The 20854-nt window shown below is 71.2% G+C and carries 19 protein-coding genes; 16 read left to right on the top strand and 3 right to left on the bottom strand.

Annotation, left to right across the window (positions count from 1 at the left end; all coding sequences use genetic code 11):
• Positions 1-298 precede the first annotated feature (298 nt).
• The 12 genes from ACGFN2_RS14425 (at position 299) to ACGFN2_RS14370 (ending at position 12997) form a co-directional block, all read left to right on the top strand.
• Positions 299-844 carry a hypothetical protein gene (locus ACGFN2_RS14425; RefSeq protein ID WP_362602235.1) on the top strand — a complete coding sequence of 182 codons (546 nt, stop codon included), beginning with the start codon at positions 299-301 and terminating at the stop codon, positions 842-844.
• A gap of 150 nt (positions 845-994) precedes the next feature.
• Positions 995-1906, top strand: a complete 912-nt coding sequence (gene pdxS, locus ACGFN2_RS14420; protein ID WP_362602238.1) for a pyridoxal 5'-phosphate synthase lyase subunit PdxS — start codon at positions 995-997, stop codon at positions 1904-1906.
• Positions 1907-1915: 9 nt separating this feature from the next.
• The gene (gene pdxT, locus ACGFN2_RS14415; RefSeq protein ID WP_362602241.1) at positions 1916-2509 is read left to right on the top strand and encodes a pyridoxal 5'-phosphate synthase glutaminase subunit PdxT; all 594 of its coding nucleotides are present in this window, start codon (positions 1916-1918) and stop codon (positions 2507-2509) included.
• 131 nt (positions 2510-2640) lie between these two features.
• The gene (locus ACGFN2_RS14410; protein WP_362602244.1) at positions 2641-3393 is read left to right on the top strand and encodes a YebC/PmpR family DNA-binding transcriptional regulator; all 753 of its coding nucleotides are present in this window, start codon (positions 2641-2643) and stop codon (positions 3391-3393) included.
• A gap of 151 nt (positions 3394-3544) precedes the next feature.
• A complete protein-coding gene (ruvC, locus tag ACGFN2_RS14405; protein ID WP_362602247.1) occupies positions 3545-4123 on the top strand; it encodes a crossover junction endodeoxyribonuclease RuvC in 579 nt (192 codons plus the stop codon).
• Positions 4120-4740 (top strand): Holliday junction branch migration protein RuvA, encoded by a 621-nt coding sequence (ruvA, locus tag ACGFN2_RS14400; protein WP_362602250.1) that lies wholly within the window; start codon positions 4120-4122, stop codon positions 4738-4740. The genes ruvC and ruvA overlap by 4 nt, the downstream gene beginning before the upstream one ends.
• A gap of 82 nt (positions 4741-4822) precedes the next feature.
• Entirely contained in the window at positions 4823-5914 is a 1092-nt protein-coding gene (gene ruvB, locus ACGFN2_RS14395; RefSeq protein WP_393360210.1) for a Holliday junction branch migration DNA helicase RuvB, read from the top strand.
• A gap of 161 nt (positions 5915-6075) precedes the next feature.
• Positions 6076-6612 (top strand): preprotein translocase subunit YajC, encoded by a 537-nt coding sequence (gene yajC / locus ACGFN2_RS14390; protein WP_393360208.1) that lies wholly within the window; start codon positions 6076-6078, stop codon positions 6610-6612.
• A 151-nt stretch (positions 6613-6763) separates the two neighbouring features.
• Complete coding sequence (gene secD / locus ACGFN2_RS14385) at positions 6764-8539, top strand: protein translocase subunit SecD (protein ID WP_393360206.1); 1776 nt, start codon at positions 6764-6766, stop codon at positions 8537-8539.
• 1 nt (position 8540) lies between these two features.
• Positions 8541-9653 carry a protein translocase subunit SecF gene (gene secF, locus ACGFN2_RS14380; RefSeq protein WP_393360204.1) on the top strand — a complete coding sequence of 371 codons (1113 nt, stop codon included), beginning with the start codon at positions 8541-8543 and terminating at the stop codon, positions 9651-9653.
• Complete coding sequence (locus tag ACGFN2_RS14375; protein WP_393360202.1) at positions 9650-10198, top strand: adenine phosphoribosyltransferase; 549 nt, start codon at positions 9650-9652, stop codon at positions 10196-10198. The genes secF and ACGFN2_RS14375 overlap by 4 nt, the downstream gene beginning before the upstream one ends.
• 171 nt (positions 10199-10369) lie before the next feature.
• Positions 10370-12997, top strand: coding sequence for a RelA/SpoT family protein (locus ACGFN2_RS14370; RefSeq protein ID WP_393360200.1), 2628 nt, complete (start codon positions 10370-10372; stop codon positions 12995-12997).
• 58 nt (positions 12998-13055) lie between these two features.
• On the opposite strand, the gene ACGFN2_RS14365 is transcribed toward ACGFN2_RS14370, so the two are convergent.
• Positions 13056-14285: a DUF349 domain-containing protein gene (locus ACGFN2_RS14365; RefSeq protein WP_393360197.1), complete on the bottom strand. Its 1230-nt coding sequence runs from the start codon at positions 14283-14285 to the stop codon at positions 13056-13058.
• 247 nt (positions 14286-14532) lie between these two features.
• Positions 14533-15363 (bottom strand): peptidylprolyl isomerase, encoded by an 831-nt coding sequence (locus tag ACGFN2_RS14360; protein WP_393360195.1) that lies wholly within the window; start codon positions 15361-15363, stop codon positions 14533-14535.
• A gap of 163 nt (positions 15364-15526) precedes the next feature.
• Here ACGFN2_RS14360 and ACGFN2_RS14355 point away from each other — a divergent pair, with 163 nt between their 5' ends.
• The 4 genes from ACGFN2_RS14355 (at position 15527) to ACGFN2_RS14340 (ending at position 19956) form a co-directional block, all read left to right on the top strand.
• Positions 15527-16240 carry an MBL fold metallo-hydrolase gene (locus ACGFN2_RS14355; RefSeq protein ID WP_362602272.1) on the top strand — a complete coding sequence of 238 codons (714 nt, stop codon included), beginning with the start codon at positions 15527-15529 and terminating at the stop codon, positions 16238-16240.
• An 11-nt stretch (positions 16241-16251) separates the two neighbouring features.
• Positions 16252-17514: a histidine--tRNA ligase gene (hisS, locus tag ACGFN2_RS14350; RefSeq protein ID WP_393360193.1), complete on the top strand. Its 1263-nt coding sequence runs from the start codon at positions 16252-16254 to the stop codon at positions 17512-17514.
• A gap of 346 nt (positions 17515-17860) precedes the next feature.
• Positions 17861-18502 (top strand): vitamin K epoxide reductase family protein, encoded by a 642-nt coding sequence (locus ACGFN2_RS14345; RefSeq protein ID WP_362602278.1) that lies wholly within the window; start codon positions 17861-17863, stop codon positions 18500-18502.
• Positions 18503-18585: 83 nt separating this feature from the next.
• Positions 18586-19956: a replication-associated recombination protein A gene (locus ACGFN2_RS14340; protein ID WP_393360226.1), complete on the top strand. Its 1371-nt coding sequence runs from the start codon at positions 18586-18588 to the stop codon at positions 19954-19956.
• A 28-nt stretch (positions 19957-19984) separates the two neighbouring features.
• Here ACGFN2_RS14340 and ACGFN2_RS14335 read toward each other — a convergent pair whose 3' ends face one another.
• Positions 19985-20737, bottom strand: a complete 753-nt coding sequence (locus tag ACGFN2_RS14335; RefSeq protein ID WP_362602496.1) for a DUF2470 domain-containing protein — start codon at positions 20735-20737, stop codon at positions 19985-19987.
• Positions 20738-20854 lie beyond the last annotated feature (117 nt).

Below are 20854 nucleotides of genomic sequence, written 5' to 3'. Positions count from 1 at the left end.
TAACCCCCACGCCCCCTTCTTTCCACCCCACCAGGGGGGGGGGCCGGGCCGGCGCGGGTGGGGTGTGCCGGACGTAAAGCGAAGCAGTCCGGCACACCCCACCCGCGGAGGCCCGTCACCGCACCCCGACAGCCCCGCGCAGCGGACCGGCCCGCCGCAGGCGCAACGGCGGGAAACGACAAGCATCACCCGATGCCACGCCCCGCGCAGCGGACCCGAAACGGCGCGAGGCAGCACGGCGGGACAGCCGACAACGTGGGGCGAAGACAAAGCGCGGCAGCGCGTATCGTGACCGACCGTGACCACGCTCATCTGGATCGCCGTCGCGATCGTCCTCATCGGTGTCTACCTCAGCTGGACGGCCGGCCGCCTCGACCGGCTGCACGCCCGTATCGACGCGGCCCGGGCAGCGCTCGACGCGCAGTTGCTCCGGCGCGCGTCCGTCGCGCAGGAGGTCGGTACCTCGGGGGTCCTGGACCCGGCCGCCTCGATCGTTCTCTACCAGGCCGCGCACGAGGCCCGGCAGGCCGAGGAGGACCATCGTGAGGTCGCGGAGAGTGAGCTGAGCCAGGCGCTGCGGGCGATCTTCGCGGAGGAGGCGCAGCTGGAGGCCGTACGCGAGGCGCCCGGGGGCGAGCAGACGGTCACCGAGCTGACCGCCGCGGTGCGCCGGGTCCCGATGGCGCGGCGGTTCCACAACGACGCCGTACGGGCCGCCCGCGCGGTCCGCCGCCACCGGGTGGTCCGCTATTTCCGGCTCGCCGGGCACGCGCCGTTCCCGCTGGCCTTCGAGATGGACGACGAGCCGCCGGCCGTCCTGGACGACCGCTCCGCCGGGAACTGAACCGGGCAGCGGGAGCCGGGGGCGGGGGCCGCAGCGGGCGACTCCCGGCGGTGACGAGCCACTGACCTCTAATTGGCCCTTTTCCCGGGCCGCTCACCAACGGTTGTGTGGGCGCAGCAGTACAGCCACCCGCATTGAGTGAGGTCAACCGTGTCCAGCACGCCCACCACGCCCCAGACCCCCGAGACCGGAACCGCGCGCGTCAAGCGCGGTATGGCCGAGCAGCTCAAGGGCGGCGTGATCATGGACGTCGTCACGCCGGAAGAGGCGAAGATCGCCGAGGACGCGGGCGCCGTCGCCGTCATGGCCCTGGAGCGGGTCCCCGCCGACATCCGCAAGGACGGCGGCGTGGCCCGGATGTCGGACCCCGACATGATCGACGGCATCATCGACGCCGTCTCCATCCCGGTCATGGCCAAGTCGCGGATCGGCCACTTCGTCGAGGCCCAGGTCCTGCAGTCGCTCGGCGTCGACTACATCGACGAGTCCGAGGTCCTCACCCCGGCCGACGAGGTCAACCACTCCGACAAGTGGGCCTTCACCACCCCGTTCGTCTGTGGTGCCACCAACCTGGGCGAGGCGCTGCGCCGGATCACCGAGGGCGCGGCCATGATCCGCTCGAAGGGCGAGGCCGGCACCGGCAACGTCGTCGAGGCGGTCCGCCACATGCGCCAGATCAAGGGCGAGATCGCCCGGCTGCGCGGCTACGACAACAACGAGCTGTTCGCCGCCGCCAAGGAGCTGCGCGCCCCGTACGAGCTGGTCAAGGAGGTCGCCGAGCTCGGCAAGCTGCCGGTCGTGCTGTTCTCCGCCGGTGGTGTCGCCACCCCGGCCGACGCCGCGCTGATGCGCCAGCTCGGCGCCGAGGGCGTGTTCGTCGGCTCCGGCATCTTCAAGTCCGGTGACCCCGCCAAGCGCGCCGCCGCGATCGTGAAGGCCACCACCTTCTACGACGACCCGAAGGTCATCGCGGACGTCTCCCGCAACCTGGGCGAGGCCATGGTCGGCATCAACTGCGACACCCTCCCCGAGGCCGAGCGCTACGCCAACCGCGGCTGGTAGGACACCTAGATGAGCACCCCCACCATCGGTGTGCTGGCCCTCCAGGGTGACGTCCGCGAGCACCTCACCGCGCTCGCCGAGGCGGACGCCCTGGCCCGGCCGGTACGCCGTCCCGAGGAGCTGGACGGGCTCGACGGCCTGGTCATACCGGGCGGCGAGTCCACCACCATGTCCAAGCTGGCCGTCACCTTCGGCATGCTGGAGCCGCTGCGCGCGTTCATACGCGCGGGCAGGCCGGTCTACGGCACCTGCGCCGGCATGATCATGGTCGCGGACAAGCTGCTGGACGCCCGCGAGGACCAGGAGACGTTCGGCGGCGTCGACATGATCGTGCGCCGTAACGCCTTCGGGCGGCAGAACGAGTCCTTCGAGGCGGCCATCGACGTCGCCGGGATTCCCGGCGGACCGGTCGAAGGCGTCTTCATCCGGGCGCCCTGGGTCGAGTCGGTCGGCGGCGCGGTCGAGGTCCTGGCGACGTACGACGGGCACACCGTGGCCGTGCGGCAGGGTAACGTCCTCGCCACGTCCTTCCACCCGGAACTGACCGGCGATCACCGGGTCCACGCGCTGTTCGTGGACATGGTGCGGCAGGCCGGGGGCTGATCCGGGGGACGGGCTCCGGGGCTCCGCCAGGGGCGGCGGCCGGTGCGGGCGGGAGTAACACCCCGTGACCTGGCCCCGGTAGGATCTATGGCGTTCGTTTCAGACGTTGGTTACGCGAAGGAGACAGGCGGATGTCCGGCCACTCTAAATGGGCTACGACGAAGCACAAGAAGGCCGTGATCGATGCCAAGCGCGGCAAGCTCTTCGCGAAGCTGATCAAGAACATCGAGGTCGCGGCGCGTACCGGCGGCGCCGACCCGGACGGCAACCCGACTCTCTTCGACGCCATCCAGAAGGCCAAGAAGAGCTCGGTGCCCAACAAGAACATCGACTCCGCGGTCAAGCGTGGCGCGGGCCTCGAAGCCGGCGGTGCCGACTACGAGACCATCATGTACGAGGGCTACGGCCCCAACGGTGTCGCGGTGCTCATCGAGTGCCTCACCGACAACCGCAACCGCGCCGCCTCGGACGTCCGCGTCGCCATGACCCGCAACGGCGGTTCGATGGCCGACCCGGGTTCGGTGTCGTACCTGTTCAACCGCAAGGGCGTGGTGATCGTCCCCAAGGGTGAGCTGACCGAGGACGACGTCCTGGGCGCGGTGCTGGACGCGGGCGCCGAGGAGGTCAACGACCTCGGTGAGTCCTTCGAGGTGCTCAGCGAGGCCACCGACCTGGTCGCGGTCCGCAGCGCCCTCCAGGAGGCCGGCATCGACTACGACTCGGCCGACGCCAACTTCGTCCCGACCATGCAGGTCGAGCTGGAGGAAGAGGGCGCGCGCAAGATCTTCAAGCTGATCGACGCGCTGGAGGACAGCGACGACGTGCAGAACGTCTTCGCCAACTTCGACGTCTCGGACGACGTGATGGCCAAGGTCGACGCCTGACCGGCGCGGCACGCTCGGTCGTCTGACGGGCCGACGGGGACACACCCCGTCGGCCCGTCGGTTTGTCAGTGGCAGCCACTACTGTGCTGATCAGGGGGCATGCGCTCCCGAAGAAGGAACAGCTGACCGAATACGGCGAGGGGCGGGAGCGATGAAGGTGCTGGGGGTGGACCCGGGGCTGACGCGCTGTGGGGTCGGGGTGGTCGACGGGGTCGCGGGGCGTCCGCTGACGATGGTCGGTGTCGGCGTCGTCCGTACCCCGGCGGACCTCGACATCGCCCAACGGCTGGTCGAGATCGAGCGCGGGATAGACGCCTGGCTCGACGAGCACCGCCCCGAGTACGTCGCCGTCGAGCGGGTCTTCAGCCAGCACAACGTCCGTACGGTCATGGGCACCGCCCAGGCCAGCGCGGTCGCCATGCTGTGCGCGGCCCGTCGCGGGCTGCCGGTCGCGCTGCACACCCCCAGCGAGGTCAAGGCCGCCGTGACGGGCTCGGGCCGGGCCGACAAGGCCCAGGTCGGCGCGATGGTCACCCGGCTGCTGCGGCTCGACGCGCCGCCGAAGCCCGCCGACGCCGCCGACGCCCTCGCCCTCGCCATCTGCCACATCTGGCGCGCCCCCGCGGTCAACCGCCTCCAGCAGGCACACGCCGCGGCCCGCCGCACCGCTCCCGCCACCCTCCCGTCCGCCGGCCTCCGCAGGACGGCACCCCAGAAGGGCACCCGATGATCGCCTTCGTCTCCGGCCCGGTCGCGGCCCTCGCCCCGGACTCCGCCGTCGTCGAGGTCGGCGGGATCGGCATGGCCGTCCAGTGCACCCCGGACACCCTCTCCACGCTGCGCGTCGGACAGCAGGCCAAGCTCGCCACCTCCCTCGTCGTCCGCGAGGACTCGCTCACCCTCTACGGCTTCACCGACGACGACGGGCGGCAGACCTTCGAGCTGCTCCAGACCGCCAGCGGCGTCGGGCCCCGGCTCGCCCAGGCGATGCTCGCGGTGCACTCCCCGGACGCGCTGCGGCGAGCCGTCGCCACCAGCGACGAGAAGGCCCTCACCGCCGTGCCCGGCATCGGCAAGAAGGGCGCCCAGAAGCTGCTCCTGGAGCTCAAGGACCGGCTCGGTGAGCCGGTGGGGACCGGCCGCGCGGGCGTCGGCAGTGCCGTCACCCCCGGCTGGCGCGACCAGCTGCACGCCGCGCTGATCGGCCTCGGCTACGCCACCCGCGAGGCGGACGAGGCGGTGACCGCGGTCGCCCCGCAGGCCGAGGCGGCCCTCGCCGACGGCGCCGCGCCGCAGGTGCCGCAGCTGCTCAAGGCCGCCCTGCAGACCCTGAACCGCGCCCGATGACCGCCCCGGCCCGGACCCCGCACCCCCGGCCGTTCGACCACCCCGGCGGCCCGGCCGCCCCGACCCCGCGAGGCAATCCGCAGTGAACTGGGACGACACCGCACCGCCCACCAGCGAGGACGCCGCCACGGGCGGGCCCGACCGGCTGGTCGGGGCCGACGCGGACGGCGAGGACACCGCCGTCGAGGCCGCGCTGCGGCCCAAGGACCTGGAGGAGTTCGTCGGCCAGGAGCGGGTGCGCGAACAGCTCGACCTGGTGCTGCGCGCCGCCCGCGCCCGCGGCGCCACCGCCGACCACGTCCTGCTCTCCGGCGCACCGGGCCTCGGCAAGACCACCCTCTCGATGATCATCGCCGCCGAGATGGGCGCCCCGATCCGCATCACCTCCGGCCCCGCCATCCAGCACGCCGGTGACCTCGCCGCGATCCTCTCCTCCCTCCAGGAGGGCGAGGTCCTCTTCCTCGACGAGATCCACCGGATGTCCCGGCCCGCCGAGGAGATGCTCTACATGGCGATGGAGGACTTCCGCGTCGACGTCATTGTCGGCAAGGGCCCGGGAGCCACCGCCATCCCGCTCGAACTCCCCCCGTTCACCCTGGTCGGCGCCACGACCCGGGCCGGTCTGCTGCCGCCCCCGCTGCGCGACCGCTTCGGCTTCACCGCCCACATGGAGTTCTACGCCCCCGCCGAACTGCAGCGGGTCATCCACCGCTCCGCCGGGCTGCTGGACGTCGACATAGAGCCGGAGGGCGCCGCCGAGATCGCCGGCCGCTCCCGCGGCACGCCCCGTATCGCCAACCGCCTGCTGCGCCGGGTCCGTGACTACGCCCAGGTGAAGGCCGACGGCCTGATCACCCGCGAGATCGCCTCCCAGGCCCTCGGGGTCTACGAGGTCGACGCCCGCGGCCTGGACCGTCTCGACCGCGCCGTGCTCACGGCCCTGCTCAAGCTGTTCGGCGGCGGCCCGGTCGGCCTGTCCACCCTGGCGGTCGCGGTGGGGGAGGAGCGGGAGACCGTCGAGGAGGTCGCCGAGCCCTTCCTCGTACGGGAAGGACTGCTGGCCAGGACTCCCAGGGGCCGGGTCGCGACCCCGGCGTCGTGGGCGCACCTGGGGCTCGTCCCGCCGCAGCAGCACGGGGGCCCCGGCGGGCAGCAGGGCTTGTTCGGGGCGTGACGGCGCGGGGACTCGCCCGGCCAGGAACTGCGGTGGGATGCTATGCGTTGTTCCACTGGTGGGGACTCGCCTAGACTCCGCCGATGCCGTTCGTATGGGCGGCATTCCCACCCCCGTATATGAGATCGCGCAGCAGCGGTCGTGCGAAGGATTTCCGTCCCGTGCCCAATATCGTGACTCTCCTCCCCTTCATCGTCCTCATCGGGGCCATGTTCCTGATGACTCGGTCTGCCAAGAAGAAGCAGCAGGCGGCCGCGCAGATGCGCAATGAAATGCAGGCCGGCACCGGCGTCCGGACCATCGGCGGCATGTACGCCACCGTCAAGGAAGTCCACGAGGACACCGTCCTCCTGGAGGTCGCCCCCGGCGTGCACGCCATTTACGCCAAGAACGCCATCGGCGCCGTGCTCGCGGACGAGGAGTACAACCGCATCCTGGACGGTGCCGACCCGATCCACGGTGACGGGCCGGTCGTCCCGGACGACGCCTCCTCGCTGACCGGCGACGCCGCGGACGCCGACAAGGCCGACAAGATCGACCTGGGCAAGACCGCCGCCCCGGCCGGTGAGCCCGCCGCGGACAAGCCCGCCGCCGACGAGGCGAAGGACGCCGAGCCCGCCGCCGAGGCCAAGGACGCCGCCAAGGCGGACGCCGACGCCGCGAAGGACGACAAGAAGTCCGGCGACGACGCGAAGTAGTCCACCCCCACGGAACCGCGGAGCACGCGGGTATGTCGTGCGCCGCGGTTCCGGGACGGTCTAGGCTCCGGCGGGGGCACGTCCCCACAAGACTTCGTGGCCCCTTGGCCGGCATCCCCGGCCGAGGGGTTGGACAGGGAGATACGAGAAGGTGGCAGCACCGAAGAAGGGCCGCAGGACGCCCGCGAGCCAGGGGCATCCGGGCCGTGCCCTGGTCCTGGTCATCATCGCGATCGTGGGGCTGGTCGGCGGCATGTTCTATGCCGGTACGCTGACGCCCCGGCTGGGCATCGACCTCGCCGGAGGCACGAGCTTCACGCTCGAGGCCGAGAACATGCCCGGCAAGCCCAACGCGATCAATGAGACCAACATGAAGACCGCCGCCGGCATCATGGACCGGCGGGTCAACGGTCTGGGTGTGTCCGAGACCGAGGTCCAGACGCAGGGCACCAACCACATCATCGTGAACATCCCGCGAGGGACGAACGCGAAGCAGGCCCGTCAGCAGGTCGGCACGACCGCTCAGCTCGGGTTCCGGCCGGTGCTCACCACCACGGCGGGCACCAAGACCCCCGAGCCCAAGCCCAGCCCCTCCAAGAAGGGCGCGAACGACAAGGCCAAGGGCGACAAGGCCGCGGGTGACAAGGCCAAGCAGGAGCCGGGCACCCAGCAGCAGGCCTCGCAGTCGCCGGGCGACAAGCCGACCACCCAGGGCCGTGCGGCGACGGACGCGCTGAAGAAGGCGCCGTCCGCCCAGCCCACCCCCTCCGGTCCGGCCAAGCCCTCCGCCCCCGCGGTACCGCCGACACCCGGCGCGGACATCCCGCCGGCCCTCCAGAAGCAGCTCAACGCGCTGGACTGCTCCAGCAAGAAGGGCCGCGCCGCTGCCGGTGAGCGCGCCGCCGGCGCCAAGCCGTCCGAGCCGGTCGTGGCCTGCAAGGACGACGGCACGCAGAAGTACGTGCTCGGCCCGATCGGCGTCGAGGGCACCGACGTCAAGGACGCCAAGGCCGTCTTCGACAGCCAGCAGGCCCAGGGCTGGATCGTCCAGATGGACTTCACCTCCGAGGGCGGCAAGAAGTTCGCGGACGTCACCGGCAAGCTCGCCACCAAGACGCCGCCGCAGAACCAGTTCGCGATCGTCCTGGACGGCGCGGTGGTCTCCGACCCGCGGGTCAGCGAGCGCCTCAACGGCGGCAGCGCCACGATCTCCGGTGGCTTCACCCAGCAGACCGCCGAGGACCTGGGCAACATGCTGTCCTACGGCGCCCTTCCGCTCTCCTTCAAGATCGCCGACGAGACCACGGTCACCGCGGCGCTCGGCGGTGAGCAGCTGCACGCCGGTCTGCTCGCGGGTGCCATCGGCCTGGCCCTGGTCGTGATCTACCTCGTCGCCTACTACCGGGGACTGGCGCTGGTCGCGCTGGCGAGTCTGCTGGTCTCGGCGATCCTGACGTACACGATCATGACGTTGCTCGGCCCGACCATCGGGTTCGCGCTGAACCTCCCGGCGGTCTGCGGCGCCATCGTGGCCATCGGTATCACCGCCGACTCGTTCATCGTCTACTTCGAACGCATCCGGGACGAGATCCGCGAGGGCCGCAGTCTGCGCCCGGCCGTCGAGCGCGGCTGGCCCCGGGCCCGCCGTACGATCCTGGTCTCCGACTTCGTGTCGTTCCTGGCCGCCGCGGTGCTGTTCATCGTCACCGTCGGCAAGGTGAAGGGCTTCGCGTTCACGCTCGGCCTGACCACCGTCCTCGACGTCGTTGTGGTCTTCTACTTCACCAAGCCCCTGATGACGATCCTGGCCCGGCGGGCGTTCTTCGCCAACGGACACCCCTGGTCCGGCCTTGATCCCAAGCGCCTGGGCGCCAAGCCGCCGCTGCGACGCCGTCGCACCGCCCCCACCCAGACGAAGGAGGCGTGAGATGTCGAAGCTCGGCAACATCGGCGCCCGGCTTTACCGCGGCGAGGTCGGCTACGACTTCATCGGCAAGCGGAAGATCTGGTACGGCCTCTCGATCCTCATCACCATCACGGCCCTCGTCGGCCTCGCGGTGCGCGGTCTGAACATGGGCATCGAGTTCTCCGGCGGCGCGGTCTTCACCACCCCGCAGACGAGCGTCTCCGCCCCGCAGGCCCAGCACCACGCGGAGTCCGCGGCCGCCGGCCACCAGGCCGTGGTGCAGAAGCTCGGCAGCGGCGGGCTGCGCATCCAGATCAGCGGTCTGGACACCAAGCAGGCGCTGCCGGTCCAGGAGGAGCTGGCCAAGGACCTGAACATCCCGGTCAAGGACGTCAACACCCAGCTGGTCGGCCCGAGCTGGGGTGAGGAGATCGCCAACAAGGCCTGGCTGGGCCTGGGGATCTTCATGGTCCTCGTGGTGCTCTATCTGGCGATCGCCTTCGAGTGGCGGATGGCGCTCGCCGCCCTGATCGCGCTGATCCACGACCTCACGATCACGGTCGGTGTCTACGCCCTGGTCGGCTTCGAGGTCACCCCCGGCACGGTCATCGGTCTGCTCACGATCCTCGGTTACTCCCTGTACGACACGGTCGTCGTCTTCGACAGCCTCAAGGAAGCCTCCAAGGACCTCACCAAGCAGACCCGCTTCACCTACAGCGAGATCGCCAACCGCTCGATCAACAGCACCCTGGTGCGCTCCATCAACACCACGGTCGTGGCGCTGCTCCCGGTCGCCGGCCTGCTGTTCGTCGGCGGCGGTTTCCTGGGCGCGGGCATGCTCAACGACATCTCGCTGGCCCTGTTCGTCGGCCTCGCCGCCGGCGCGTACTCGTCGATCTTCATCGCGACCCCGCTGGTCGCCGACCTGAAGAGCCGCGAGCCGCAGATGAAGGCGCTGGCCAAGCGGGTCAAGGCGAAGCGTGCTGCGGCCGCGGCCAAGGACGCGGGCCAGGACGACGCGGAGGACGGCCAGGAGCCGGGCCCCGCCGAGGACGGTGCCGCGGTCGTCGGCCCGCGCCACCAGCCCGCCGCCCGTAATCGCGGACGCGGCCGCCCGTCGGGCAAGCGCCGGTGAGCGCCCCCGCGGAACTGCGTGAGCTGCTGCTCAGCCGGATCACGGACATCCCGGACCACCCGCAGCCGGGTGTGGTGTTCAAGGACATCACCCCGCTGCTGGCGGACCCGGCCGCGTTCGGCGCGCTGACCGAGGCGTTCGCCGAGCTGTGCGGACGCCACCGGGTGGACAAGATCGTCGGCCTGGAGGCGCGCGGGTTCATACTCGCCGCTCCGGTCGCGGTCCGGGCCGGTGTCGGCTTCGTCCCCGTCCGCAAGGCGGGCAAGCTGCCCGGCAGCACGCTCGGGCAGGCCTACGAGCTGGAGTACGGCACCGCCGAGATCGAGATCCACACCGATGCGCTGGCCCCGGGCGACCGGGTGCTGGTGATCGACGACGTGCTCGCCACCGGCGGTACCGCCGACGCCTCGCTGCAGCTCATCCGCCGCGCCGGCGCCGAGGTCGCGGGCCTGGCCGTGCTGCTGGAGCTGGGCTTTCTCGCCGGGCGGCAGCGGCTGGAGCCGGGTCTGAAGGGCGCTCCGCTGGAGGCTCTGATCACGGTCTGAGCCGTCGCGCACCGCATCTCCGCAGCGGGGGCATCCGGAAGAATCCGGGTGCCTCCGCTGCTGTGTCATGTACGGACCCATGGCCGCGGGGGAGTTGCGGTCACGGGGTCGATACCATGGCATCCCGGCCCGTACGAGGTTCTGGGGTCCGGAACCGCCTGAGGAGTGCTCTTGCCAGACGAGGCCCAGCCGCTCTCCCCCGGACTGCGTCCGAAGGGAACCGACGCCGCGCGCCCGGACGGGACGAAGCCCAGGGACGCGGCTTCCCCGGACGCGCCCCAGCCCGAGCGGCAGGGCGCGCCCGACGGCACCGCCACGCCCCGGCCGCCGGCCGGCCCGACCTCCGCGTCCCCGGCGCCCGCCGAGCGGCCCCGCCCGGCGCCCAAGCCGGGGCCCGCCTCCTCGTCGCAGTCGGCGTCCACGCCGTCCCGGGCGGCCAAGCCGCCCGCCAAGGCCGACCAGCCCGCGGCCCCCAAGCCGCTGCCGCCCGCCCCGGCCGGCCGCTCCGGCTCCCCCAACCGGGTACGGGCCCGCCTCGCCCGGCTGGGCGTGCAGCGCTCCAGCCCGTACAACCCCGTCCTGGAGCCGCTGCTGCGGGCCGTCCGCGGCAACGACCCCAAGATCGAGACCGCTACGCTGCGCCAGGTCGAGCGGGCCTACCAGGTCGCCGAGCGCTGGCACCGCGGCCAGAAGCGCAAGAGCGGCGACCCGTACATCACCCACCCGCTCGCGGTCACCACCATCCTCGCCGAGCTGGGCATGGACCCGGCCACGCTGATGGCGGGCCTGCTGCACGACACCGTCGAGGACACCGAGTACGGCCTGGACACCCTGCGCCGCGACTTCGGCGACCAGGTCGCGCTGCTGGTCGACGGCGTCACCAAGCTCGACAAGGTCAAGTTCGGCGAGGCCGCGCAGGCCGAGACCGTCCGCAAGATGGTCGTCGCGATGGCCAAGGACCCACGCGTCCTGGTGATCAAGCTCGCCGACCGGCTGCACAACATGCGCACCATGCGCTACCTCAAGCGGGAGAAGCAGGAGAAGAAAGCCCGCGAGACGCTGGAGATCTACGCTCCGCTCGCCCACCGCCTGGGCATGAACACCATCAAGTGGGAGCTGGAGGACCTCGCCTTCGCGATCCTCTACCCCAAGATGTACGACGAGATCGTGCGGCTGGTCGCCGAGCGGGCGCCCAAGCGCGACGAGTATCTGGCCATAGTGACCGACGAGGTCCAGGCCGATCTGCGGTCCGCCCGCATCAAGGCCACCGTCACCGGCCGCCCGAAGCACTACTACAGCGTCTACCAGAAGATGATCGTGCGCGGCCGCGACTTCGCCGAGATCTACGACCTGGTGGGCATCCGCGTCCTCGTCGACACCGTCCGCGACTGCTACGCCGCCCTCGGCACCATCCACGCGCGATGGAACCCGGTCCCCGGCCGGTTCAAGGACTACATCGCGATGCCGAAGTTCAACATGTACCAGTCGCTGCACACCACGGTGATCGGCCCCAGCGGCAAGCCCGTCGAGCTGCAGATCCGTACCTTCGACATGCACCGCCGCGCGGAGTACGGCATCGCCGCGCACTGGAAGTACAAGCAGGAAGCGGTCGCGGGCGCCTCCAAGATCCGTACGGACGTCCCGAAGAACGCCGGCAAGGGTCAGGACACGGTCAACGACATGGCCTGGCTGCGGCAGTTGCTCGACTGGCAGAAGGAGACCGAGGACCCGGGCGAGTTCCTGGAGTCGCTGCGCTTCGACCTGTCCCGCAACGAGGTCTTCGTCTTCACGCCGAAGGGCGACGTCATAGCACTGCCGGCCGGCGCCACCCCCGTCGACTTCGCGTACGCGGTGCACACCGAGGTCGGCCACCGCACGATAGGCGCTCGGGTCAACGGACGCCTCGTCCCGCTCGAATCGACCCTGGACAACGGCGACTTGGTGGAGGTCTTCACCTCCAAGGCGACGGGCGCCGGCCCGTCCCGCGACTGGCTGGGCTTCGTCAAGTCCCCGCGCGCCCGCAACAAGATCCGCGGCTGGTTCTCCAAGGAGCGCCGCGACGAGGCGATCGAGCAGGGCAAGGACGCCATCGCGCGCGCCATGCGCAAGCAGAACCTGCCGATCCAGCGGATTCTGACCGGCGACTCGCTGGTGACCCTGGCGCACGAGATGCGCTACCCCGACATCTCCTCGCTGTACGCCGCGATCGGCGAGGGCCATGTCGCCGCGCAGGGCGTCGTCCAGAAGCTGGTGCAGGCGCTCGGCGGCCAGGACGAGGCCACCGAGGACATCGCCGAGTCGACCCCGATCCGGCCGCGCTCCAAGCGCCGTTCCAGCGCCGACCCCGGTGTGGTCGTCAAGGGCGTCGACGATGTCTGGGTCAAGCTGGCCCGCTGTTGTACGCCGGTGCCGGGCGACCCCATCATCGGCTTCGTCACCCGCGGCAACGGCGTCTCGGTGCACCGCGCCGACTGCGTCAACGTCGACTCGCTGTCCCGGCAGCCGGAGCGGATTCTCGACGTCGAGTGGGCGCCCACCCAGTCCTCGGTCTTCCTGGTCGCCATCCAGGTCGAGGCGCTGGACCGCTCCCGGCTCCTCTCGGACGTCACCCGGATTCTGTCCGACCAGCACGTCAACATCCTCTCGGCGGCCGTCCAGACCTCCCGCGACCGCGTCGCCACCTCCCGTTTCACCTTCGAGATGGGCGACCCCAAGCACCTGGGGCACGTCCTGAAGGCCGTACGGAGCGTGGAGGGCGTGTACGACGTGTACCGGGTGACCTCGGCCCGCCGCCCGTAACCACGCACGAAAGGGGCCCCGGTACGCAGGTACCGGGGCCCCTTTTCGGGTCAGAGGATCAACCGCCGAACTCCTCCAGGCCCTTGAGCGCCTGGTCCAGCAGCGCCTTGCGGCCCTCCAGCTCCCGGCCGAGCTTGTCGGCCTTGGCGTTGTTGCCCGCCGCCCGGGCCGTGCCGATCTGCTTCTCCAGCTTGTCGACCGCGTCCTGGAGCTGGCCGGTCAGCCCCGCGGCGCGGGCCCGCGCCTCGGGGTTCGTCCGGCGCCACTCGCTCTCCTCGGCCTCCTGGATGGCCCGCTCGACGGCGTGCATCCGGCCCTCGATCTTCGGGCGGGCGTCGCGCGGGACATGACCGATGGCCTCCCACCGCTCATTGACCGAGCGGAACGCCGCCCGCGCCGCCTTCAGGTCCGAGACGGGGAGCAGCTTCTCGGCCTCGACGGCCAGCTCCTCCTTGCGGGTCAGGTTCTCCCGCTGCTCGGCGTCGCGCTCCGCGAAGACCTCACTGCGCGCCTGGAAGAAGATGTCCTGGGCGCCGCGGAAGCGGTTCCACAGGTCGTCCTCGTGCTCGCGCTGGGCGCGTCCGGCGGCCTTCCAGTCCGTCATCAGCTCGCGGTAGCGGGCCGCGGTGGCCCCCCAGTCCGTCGAGTTCGACAGCGCCTCGGCCTCGGCGACCAGCTTCTCCTTGGCCTTACGGGACTCCTCGCGCTGGGCGTCCAGCGAGGCGAAGTGCGCCTTGCGCCGCTTGGAGAACGCCGAGCGGGCGTGCGAGAAGCGGTGCCACAGCTCGTCGTCCGTCTTCCGGTCGAGCCGCGGCAGGCCCTTCCAGGTGTCGACCAGCGCGCGCAGCCGCTCACCGGCCGCCCGCCACTGCTCACTGGCCGCCAGCTCCTCGGCCTCGGCGACCAGCTTCTCCTTGGCGTGCCGGGCCTCGTCGCTCTGCCGCGCCTTCTGCGCCTTGCGCTCCTCGCGACGGGCCTCCACGGCCTCGACGAGCTTGTCGAGCCGCTTCTTCAGCGCCTCCAGATCGCCCACCGCGTGGTGTTCGTCGACCTGGATGCGCAGATGCTCGATCGCGGTCGTGGCGTCCTTCGCCGACAGGTCGGTGGTCTTGACCCGGCGCTCGAGGAGGCCGATCTCGACGACCAGGCCCTCATACTTGCGCTCGAAGTAGGCGAGGGCCTCCTCGGGAGTGCCCGCCTGCCACGATCCGACGACCTGCTCGCCGTCGGCGGTACGCACGTACACGGTCCCCGTCTCGTCGACGCGGCCCCATGGGTCGCTGCTCACAGCGCCTCCTCCACATGATGCCGACGAGGGCGTGCGGCCCCCCGGCATCGTCCACAGTTTCTGTCCGGCAGAGCCGCGCCCTGACCGGTCCGACGGGCTGAATTGCGGGTGAGGGTGAGCCGTCGGACAGGCACCCTACACAACGCCAATCTAGGCGACCGGCGGTCGGCTGTCCGCATCCAGCACGACCGAAATTCCGCGGTGCGGACCGCGAGCGCCACCGCACCGCCCCAGGTCGCCCGGCAGGTCAGGACTTGTTCACGGATGCCTTGTCGATCACGACGGTGGCGTTGGGCGCGGTATTGCCGGTCTGCCGGTCCGGCGTCGAACCGGCCTTGGCGATCTTCTTCAGTACGTCCATACCGCCGGTGACGGTGCCGAACGGTGTGTAGTTCGGGGGCAGCTTGCTGTCCTGGTAGACGAGGAAGAACTGGCTGCCGCCCGAGTCACGGGTCTTCTCGCTCTGCCCGTCGTAGCGGTTGGCCATCGCGACGGTGCCCGCCGGATAGACACCGCCCTTGAGCCGGGGGTCCTTGAGGTTCTCGTCCGGGAGGGTGTAGCCGGGGGTGCCCTGGCCGGTGCCCTTCGGGTCGCCGCACTGCAGGACGTAGATGTTCTGGTCGACCAGGCGGTGGCACCTGCTGTGGTCGAAGTAGCCCTGACCGGCCAGGAAGGCGAAGGAGTTGACCGTATGCGGTGCCTTGCCGGCGTCCAGCTCCAGCTCGATGGCGCCGCAGGTCGTCGCCAGCTTCGCGGTGTAGGAGGCCGAGGTGTCGAGGGACATCGCCGGCTCCTTCTTCCAGGTTCTGGCGGAGGGGCTGCCCTTGGCGGGGCGGTTGCAGGGGTCCGGCGCCCTGGAGGGGGACGGGGGTGCCGACGCCCGGTCGGCGTCGTCGTCCCGGCCGGTCAGTCCGGCGGAGACGTAGGCGGTGAGACCGGCTGCCAGCACGACGGCCAGGACGGACGCGAGGACCACATTGCGGCGTTTGGTCCTGCGCTGTTCCACGGACCGCCGTTGCCGCTGGCGCTCGTACTTCTCCCTGGCGAGCTGCCGTCTCCGCTGATCTCTGCTGACCACCGGTCGTCTCCTTCGTCCGATCACCGATCGCTGTCGTCCGCCGTGGCCGTACCGTATACGGGTTCGCCCTGCCGGGAGTCCCGCCGGTAGGCTCTGGAGCTGCTGAGATGTTCCGGGAGCGGTCCCGCGGACCGACCCTCACCACCGACCTTTAAGGACGAACGTGCTGATTGCCGGGTTCCCCGCCGGGGCCTGGGGCACCAATTGCTACTTGGTCGCCCCCGCCGCCGGCGAGGAGTGCGTCATCATCGACCCGGGCCACCAGGCCGCCCAAGGAGTCGAGGACGCCGTCGCGAAGCATCGGCTCAAGCCCGTCGCGGTCGTTCTGACCCATGGCCACATCGACCATGTCGCCTCCGTGGTCCCGGTGTGCGGCGCGCACGACGTCCCGGCCTGGATTCACCCCGAGGACCGCTTCATGATGAGCGACCCGGAGAAGGCCCTCGGCCGCTCCATCGGTCAGCAGCTCATGGGCGAACTCACCGTGGGGGAGCCGGACGACGTCAAGGAGCTGAGCGACGGTGCCGCCCTGGAACTCGCCGGAATGGAGTTCTCCGTCGCGCACGCCCCGGGCCATACCAAGGGGTCGGTGACGTTCCGGATGCCCGAGCAGGCCGACATCCCGCCGGTCTTCTTCTCGGGCGACCTGCTCTTCGCCGGCTCCATCGGACGCACCGACCTGCCGGGCGGCGACCACGCCGAGATCCTGCAGTCGCTGGCGCGTGTGTGCCTGCCGCTGGAGGACTCCACCGTCGTCCTGTCCGGCCACGGCCCCCAGACCACCATCGGCCGCGAGCGCGCCACCAACCCCTTCCTCCGGGAAGTGGCCGCCGGCCTCGGAGACGGCTTCAGCGCCCCTCCGCGACGAGGAATGTGACGAGAGCTTCCGTGAGCACCTTCAAGGCCCCCAAGGGCACCTACGACCTGATTCCGCCGCAGTCCGCCACCTATCTCGCGGTGCGCGAGGCGATCTCCGCGCCGCTGAAGAACTCCGGCTACGGCTACATCGAGACGCCCGGCTTCGAGAACGTCGAGCTGTTCGCGCGCGGTGTCGGTGAGTCCACCGACATCGTGACCAAGGAGATGTACGCCTTCGAGACCAAGGGCGGCGACCGGCTGGCGCTGCGCCCCGAGGGCACCGCGTCCGTGCTGCGCGCCGCACTGGAGGCCAACCTCCACAAGGCCGGCAACCTCCCGGTCAAGCTCTGGTACTCCGGCTCGTACTACCGCTACGAGCGCCCGCAGAAGGGCCGTTACCGCCACTTCTCCCAGGTCGGCGCGGAGGCCATCGGTGCCGAAGACCCGGCGCTGGACGCCGAGTTGATCATCCTGGCCGACCAGGCCTACCGGGCGCTGGGCCTGCGGAACTTCCGCATCCTGCTCAACTCCCTGGGCGACAAGGAGTGCCGCCCCGTCTACCGCGCCGCGCTGCAGGACTTCCTGCGCGGGCTCGACCTGGACGAGGACACCCGGCGCCGGGTCGACATCAACCCGCTGCGCGTCCTGGACGACAAGCGCGAGGCCGTGCAGAAGCAGCTCGACGGGGCGCCCCGGCTCCGCGACTACCTCTGCGAGGCCTGCAAGGCGTACCACGAGCAGGTGCGCGAGCTGCTGACCGCGGCGGGCGTGACCTTCGAGGACGACGAGAAGCTGGTCCGCGGCCTGGACTACTACACCCGCACCACCTTCGAGTTCGTCCACGACGGCCTCGGCTCGCAGTCCGCGGTGGGCGGCGGCGGCCGCTACGACGGCCTCTCCGAGATGATCGGCGGCCCCGCGCTGCCGTCCGTCGGCTGGGCCCTGGGCGTCGACCGCACGGTGCTGGCGCTGGAGGCGGAGGGCATCACGCTCGACATCCCCGCCGCCACCGCCGTCTACGCCGTCCCGCTGGGCGAGGAGGCCCGCCGGGTGCTGTTCGGTGTGGTCACCGAGCTGCGGCGGTCCGGTGTCGCCACGGACTTCGCGTTCGGCGGCAAGGGCCTGAAGAACGCCATGAAGTCCGCCAACCGCTCCGGCGCACGGCTGGCCCTGGTGGCCGGCGAGCGGGACCTGGCCGAGGGCGTGGTCCAGCTCAAGAACCTGGAGAGCGGTGAGCAGACCGCGATCGCGCTGGACGCCGTGGCCGAGGAGGTCCGGCGCACGCTGGGCTGAGGCCGCGGCGCGGCGCGCACCCCGAGGGGCCCGGACGGCGATCGGCCGGCCGGGCCCCTCGGGCGTTCCCGGGCCCGTCGTGCCGCCGGGGCGCCCGGTGTCAACGCCGAGCCGCGTGTTCACCCCGGCGGAGGGTTTCCGGCACGGCCGTACCGGGGGGCACGGGCCGTCGGTACGCGGCGGGCCGGGCGGAACGCGGCGGAAGCTGAGAGAACGCTGTGCGCGGGGCACCCGTCTTTATGCTCATCGCACAGTGGTTCATGGTGGAGTTGGGGCAGAATGAACGGCGGGGCCGTGACCGGGCCCGCGCCAGCCTCTAAACCCGAGGGATCGACGGAACTCCGATATGACGACGACAGCGCTGGACGACGTGTCCACCGACGACGACCGCGCGCGCGGCACGGGCACCATCGGCTCGGGTCGCGGTTTCGCGGTGCTCCTGGTGATCACCGCAGCGCTGGGGCTGCTCGCGTCCTGGGTCATCACCCTGGACAAGATCGAGCTGCTGAAGGACCCGCACTACAAGCCGGCCTGCAGTCTCAACCCGATCATCTCCTGCGGCAACATCATGCAGAGCCCGCAGGCGGAGGTCTTCGGCTTCCCGAACCCGGTCGCCGGTCTGGTCGCCTTCGGCGCCGTCATCGGGATCGGCATGGCCCTGCTGGCCGGCGCCCGCTTCCGCCGCTGGTACTGGATCGGACTGAACGTCGGCACGCTGCTCGGCACGGTCTTCTGCATGTGGCTGATGTCCCAGTCGCTGTACGTCATCAACTCGCTGTGCCTGTGGTGCACGCTGACGTGGCTGATCACGATCCTGATGTTCTGGTACACCACCGTGCACAACCTCAAGCACGGGATCATCCCGGCCCCCGACGGGCTGCGCCGGGCCGTGCTGGAGTTCCACTGGGTCGTGCCGGTGCTCTGGTACGGCGTGCTCGCGCTGCTGATCCTCACCAAGTGGTGGACGTACTGGAGCAGCCTCATCTGAGCCCGCCCGACGCGCTGCCCGCGCCCCGGCCCGTCCTGACGGCGGCCGGGGCGTTGTCAGTGGGGTGGCTTAGGCTCGTGATCGTGGAGCCCGACCTGTTCACCGCCGCTGCCGAAGACCGCCAGGAGAAGGACCCCGCCGGGTCCCCGCTCGCCGTCCGAATGCGCCCGCGCACCCTCGACGAAGTCGTGGGCCAGCAGCATCTGCTCAAGCCGGGCTCGCCGCTGCGCCGCCTGGTCGGTGAGGGAGGCAGCGGTCCCGCGGGGCCGTCCTCGGTGTTCCTGTGGGGACCGCCGGGCATCGGCAAGACGACCCTGGCCCATGTCGTCAGCCAGGCGACGAACAAGCGCTTCGTGGAGCTCTCGGCGATCACGGCGGGGGTCAAGGAGGTCCGCGCGGTCATCGACGGCGCGCGGCGTGCCTCGGGCGGCTACGGCAAGGAGACCGTCCTCTTCCTCGACGAGATCCACCGCTTCAGCAAGGCCCAGCAGGACTCCCTGCTGCCGGCCGTGGAGAACCGCTGGGTCACCCTGATCGCCGCGACGACCGAGAACCCGTACTTCTCGGTGATCTCGCCGCTGCTGTCCCGCTCCCTGCTGCTGACCCTGGAACCGCTGACGGACGACGATCTGCGCGGCCTGCTGCGGCGCGCGCTGACCGACGCGCGCGGGCTGGCGGGCGCGGTGACGCTCCCCGAGGACACCGAGGGGCATCTGCTGCGGATCGCGGGCGGCGACGCCCGGCGCGCGCTGACGGCCCTGGAGGCGGGGGCCGGCTCCGCGCTGGCCAAGGGCGAGAAGGAGATCACCCTCCAGACGCTGGAGGAGTCCGTCGACCGGGCGGCGGTCAAGTACGACCGGGACGGCGACCAGCACTACGACGTCGCCAGTGCGCTGATCAAGTCCATCCGGGGCTCGGACGTCGACGCCGCGCTGCACTACCTGGCGCGCATGATCGAGGCGGGGGAGGACCCGCGGTTCATCGCCCGCCGGCTGATGATCTCGGCGAGCGAGGACATCGGGCTGGCCGATCCGACGGCCCTGCAGACCGCGGTCGCCGCCGCCCAGGCCGTGGCCATGATCGGCTTCCCGGAGGCGCGGATCACGCTGAGCCAGGCCACCATCGCGCTCGCCCTGGCGCCGAAGTCGAACGCCGCGTACACGGCCATCGACGCCGCCCTGGCGGACGTCCGGGCCGGCCGGGCGGGTGCGGTGCCGCTCCATCTGCGCGACGGCCACTACAAGGGCGCCCAGAAGCTCGGCCACGGCCAGGGCTACCGCTATCCGCACGACCTGCCGGGCGGTATCGCGGCCCAGCAGTACGCCCCGGACGAGGTGCACGGCACGCGCTATTACGAGCCCACCCGCCATGGTGCGGAGGCGCGCTACGCCGATGTCGTCGAGCGGGTACGGGTCCGGCTGCGTACGGACTCCGGCGAGAGCACCGACGGGTAGCGGGGGCGGCCGGGCGGTGGTCGTCCCGCTACCCGGCCGCGGCCTCGAAGAGGCGGTGCATCGCCCGCCGCAGCTCGGCCACGTCCCGTACGGGCTCGGGGAAGTCGAACCGTGCGTCGAAGGAGCGCTGCTCGGCGTCGGTGAAGCGCACCCGCAGCCCGAAGCGGTCCAGGCTGACCGGCACGGCCCGGTCGCGCAGCCCGCAGACCTCTCCGCGGTCGCCCAGCAGGGTGCACAGTCCGCGTACCTGCTCGCTGTGCGCGGCGTGCAGATGCTGGAGCAGCTCCGCCTCGTGGATGATCAGCGGGTCGGGAGCCGCGTCGGCGAAGTCGTCCGGCTCGACGGACTCGGCGCCCCACAGGTCGTCCACCGCGCCCTCGCCGACTTCCAGGCGCAGCATCATCCAGGCGGTCCGCCCGTAGAGGCCCGGCGCGGGCTCCGGCTGGAGCGCCTCGCCGATGCCGAGCAGCTCGCCGACCGGGTGCCGCTCGGCGAGCAGCATCGCCGCCTCGGCGCGCTGCTCGTTGCGTACGGGGGTGAGCCAGCCGGCCACCCAGGCCCGTCCACGGATGCGATGGGGCACCGAAACGGGTGCAACATCCGTGATCTCCATCACGGCTGTGAGGTCGTCGTCCTGTGCGTGCGCCGCCGCCCGAGCCGCCGCAGAGTCCCCGGAAACCAGCAACAGCACGTCTCCGTCGGGTGTCACGGTCCGGCAGACCGGTGCCGAGAGTCCGGTCTCGTCGGGGTCCTCGACACCGGGGATGCTCAGAGACGCCATACCATTGGAGTCGACGAGGGTTCGTATGCGCTCGGCGGCGGTGGGCTGCTGGGCGCCTTCCACGGGACGCGGCTGACCCGACTCGGTGCGGTGCGCACTGGGCAGGGGGGTTCCCGG

It is taken from the genome of Streptomyces sp. NPDC048612, from assembly GCF_043199295.1.
Taxonomy (GTDB): Bacteria; Actinomycetota; Actinomycetes; order Streptomycetales; family Streptomycetaceae; genus Streptomyces.
The sequence above is the reverse complement of the archived record's forward strand: the minus strand, read 5'-3'. Positions and strand labels throughout refer to the sequence as shown.

What these genes read in the sequence shown, in the direction of transcription:
- ruvC (WP_362602247.1), top strand. Translation starts at nt 3,545, where the DNA reads ATGAAGGTGCTGGGGGTGGACCCGGGGCTGACGCGCTGTGGGGTCGGG.
- ACGFN2_RS14345 (WP_362602278.1), top strand. Translation starts at nt 17,861, where the DNA reads ATGACGACGACAGCGCTGGACGACGTGTCCACCGACGACGACCGCGCG.
- ruvA (WP_362602250.1), top strand. Translation starts at nt 4,120, where the DNA reads ATGATCGCCTTCGTCTCCGGCCCGGTCGCGGCCCTCGCCCCGGACTCC.
- pdxT (WP_362602241.1), top strand. Translation starts at nt 1,916, where the DNA reads ATGAGCACCCCCACCATCGGTGTGCTGGCCCTCCAGGGTGACGTCCGC.
- ACGFN2_RS14335 (WP_362602496.1), bottom strand. Translation starts at nt 20,737, where the DNA reads ATGGCGTCTCTGAGCATCCCCGGTGTCGAGGACCCCGACGAGACCGGA.
- ACGFN2_RS14410 (WP_362602244.1), top strand. Translation starts at nt 2,641, where the DNA reads ATGTCCGGCCACTCTAAATGGGCTACGACGAAGCACAAGAAGGCCGTG.
- secF (WP_393360204.1), top strand. Translation starts at nt 8,541, where the DNA reads ATGTCGAAGCTCGGCAACATCGGCGCCCGGCTTTACCGCGGCGAGGTC.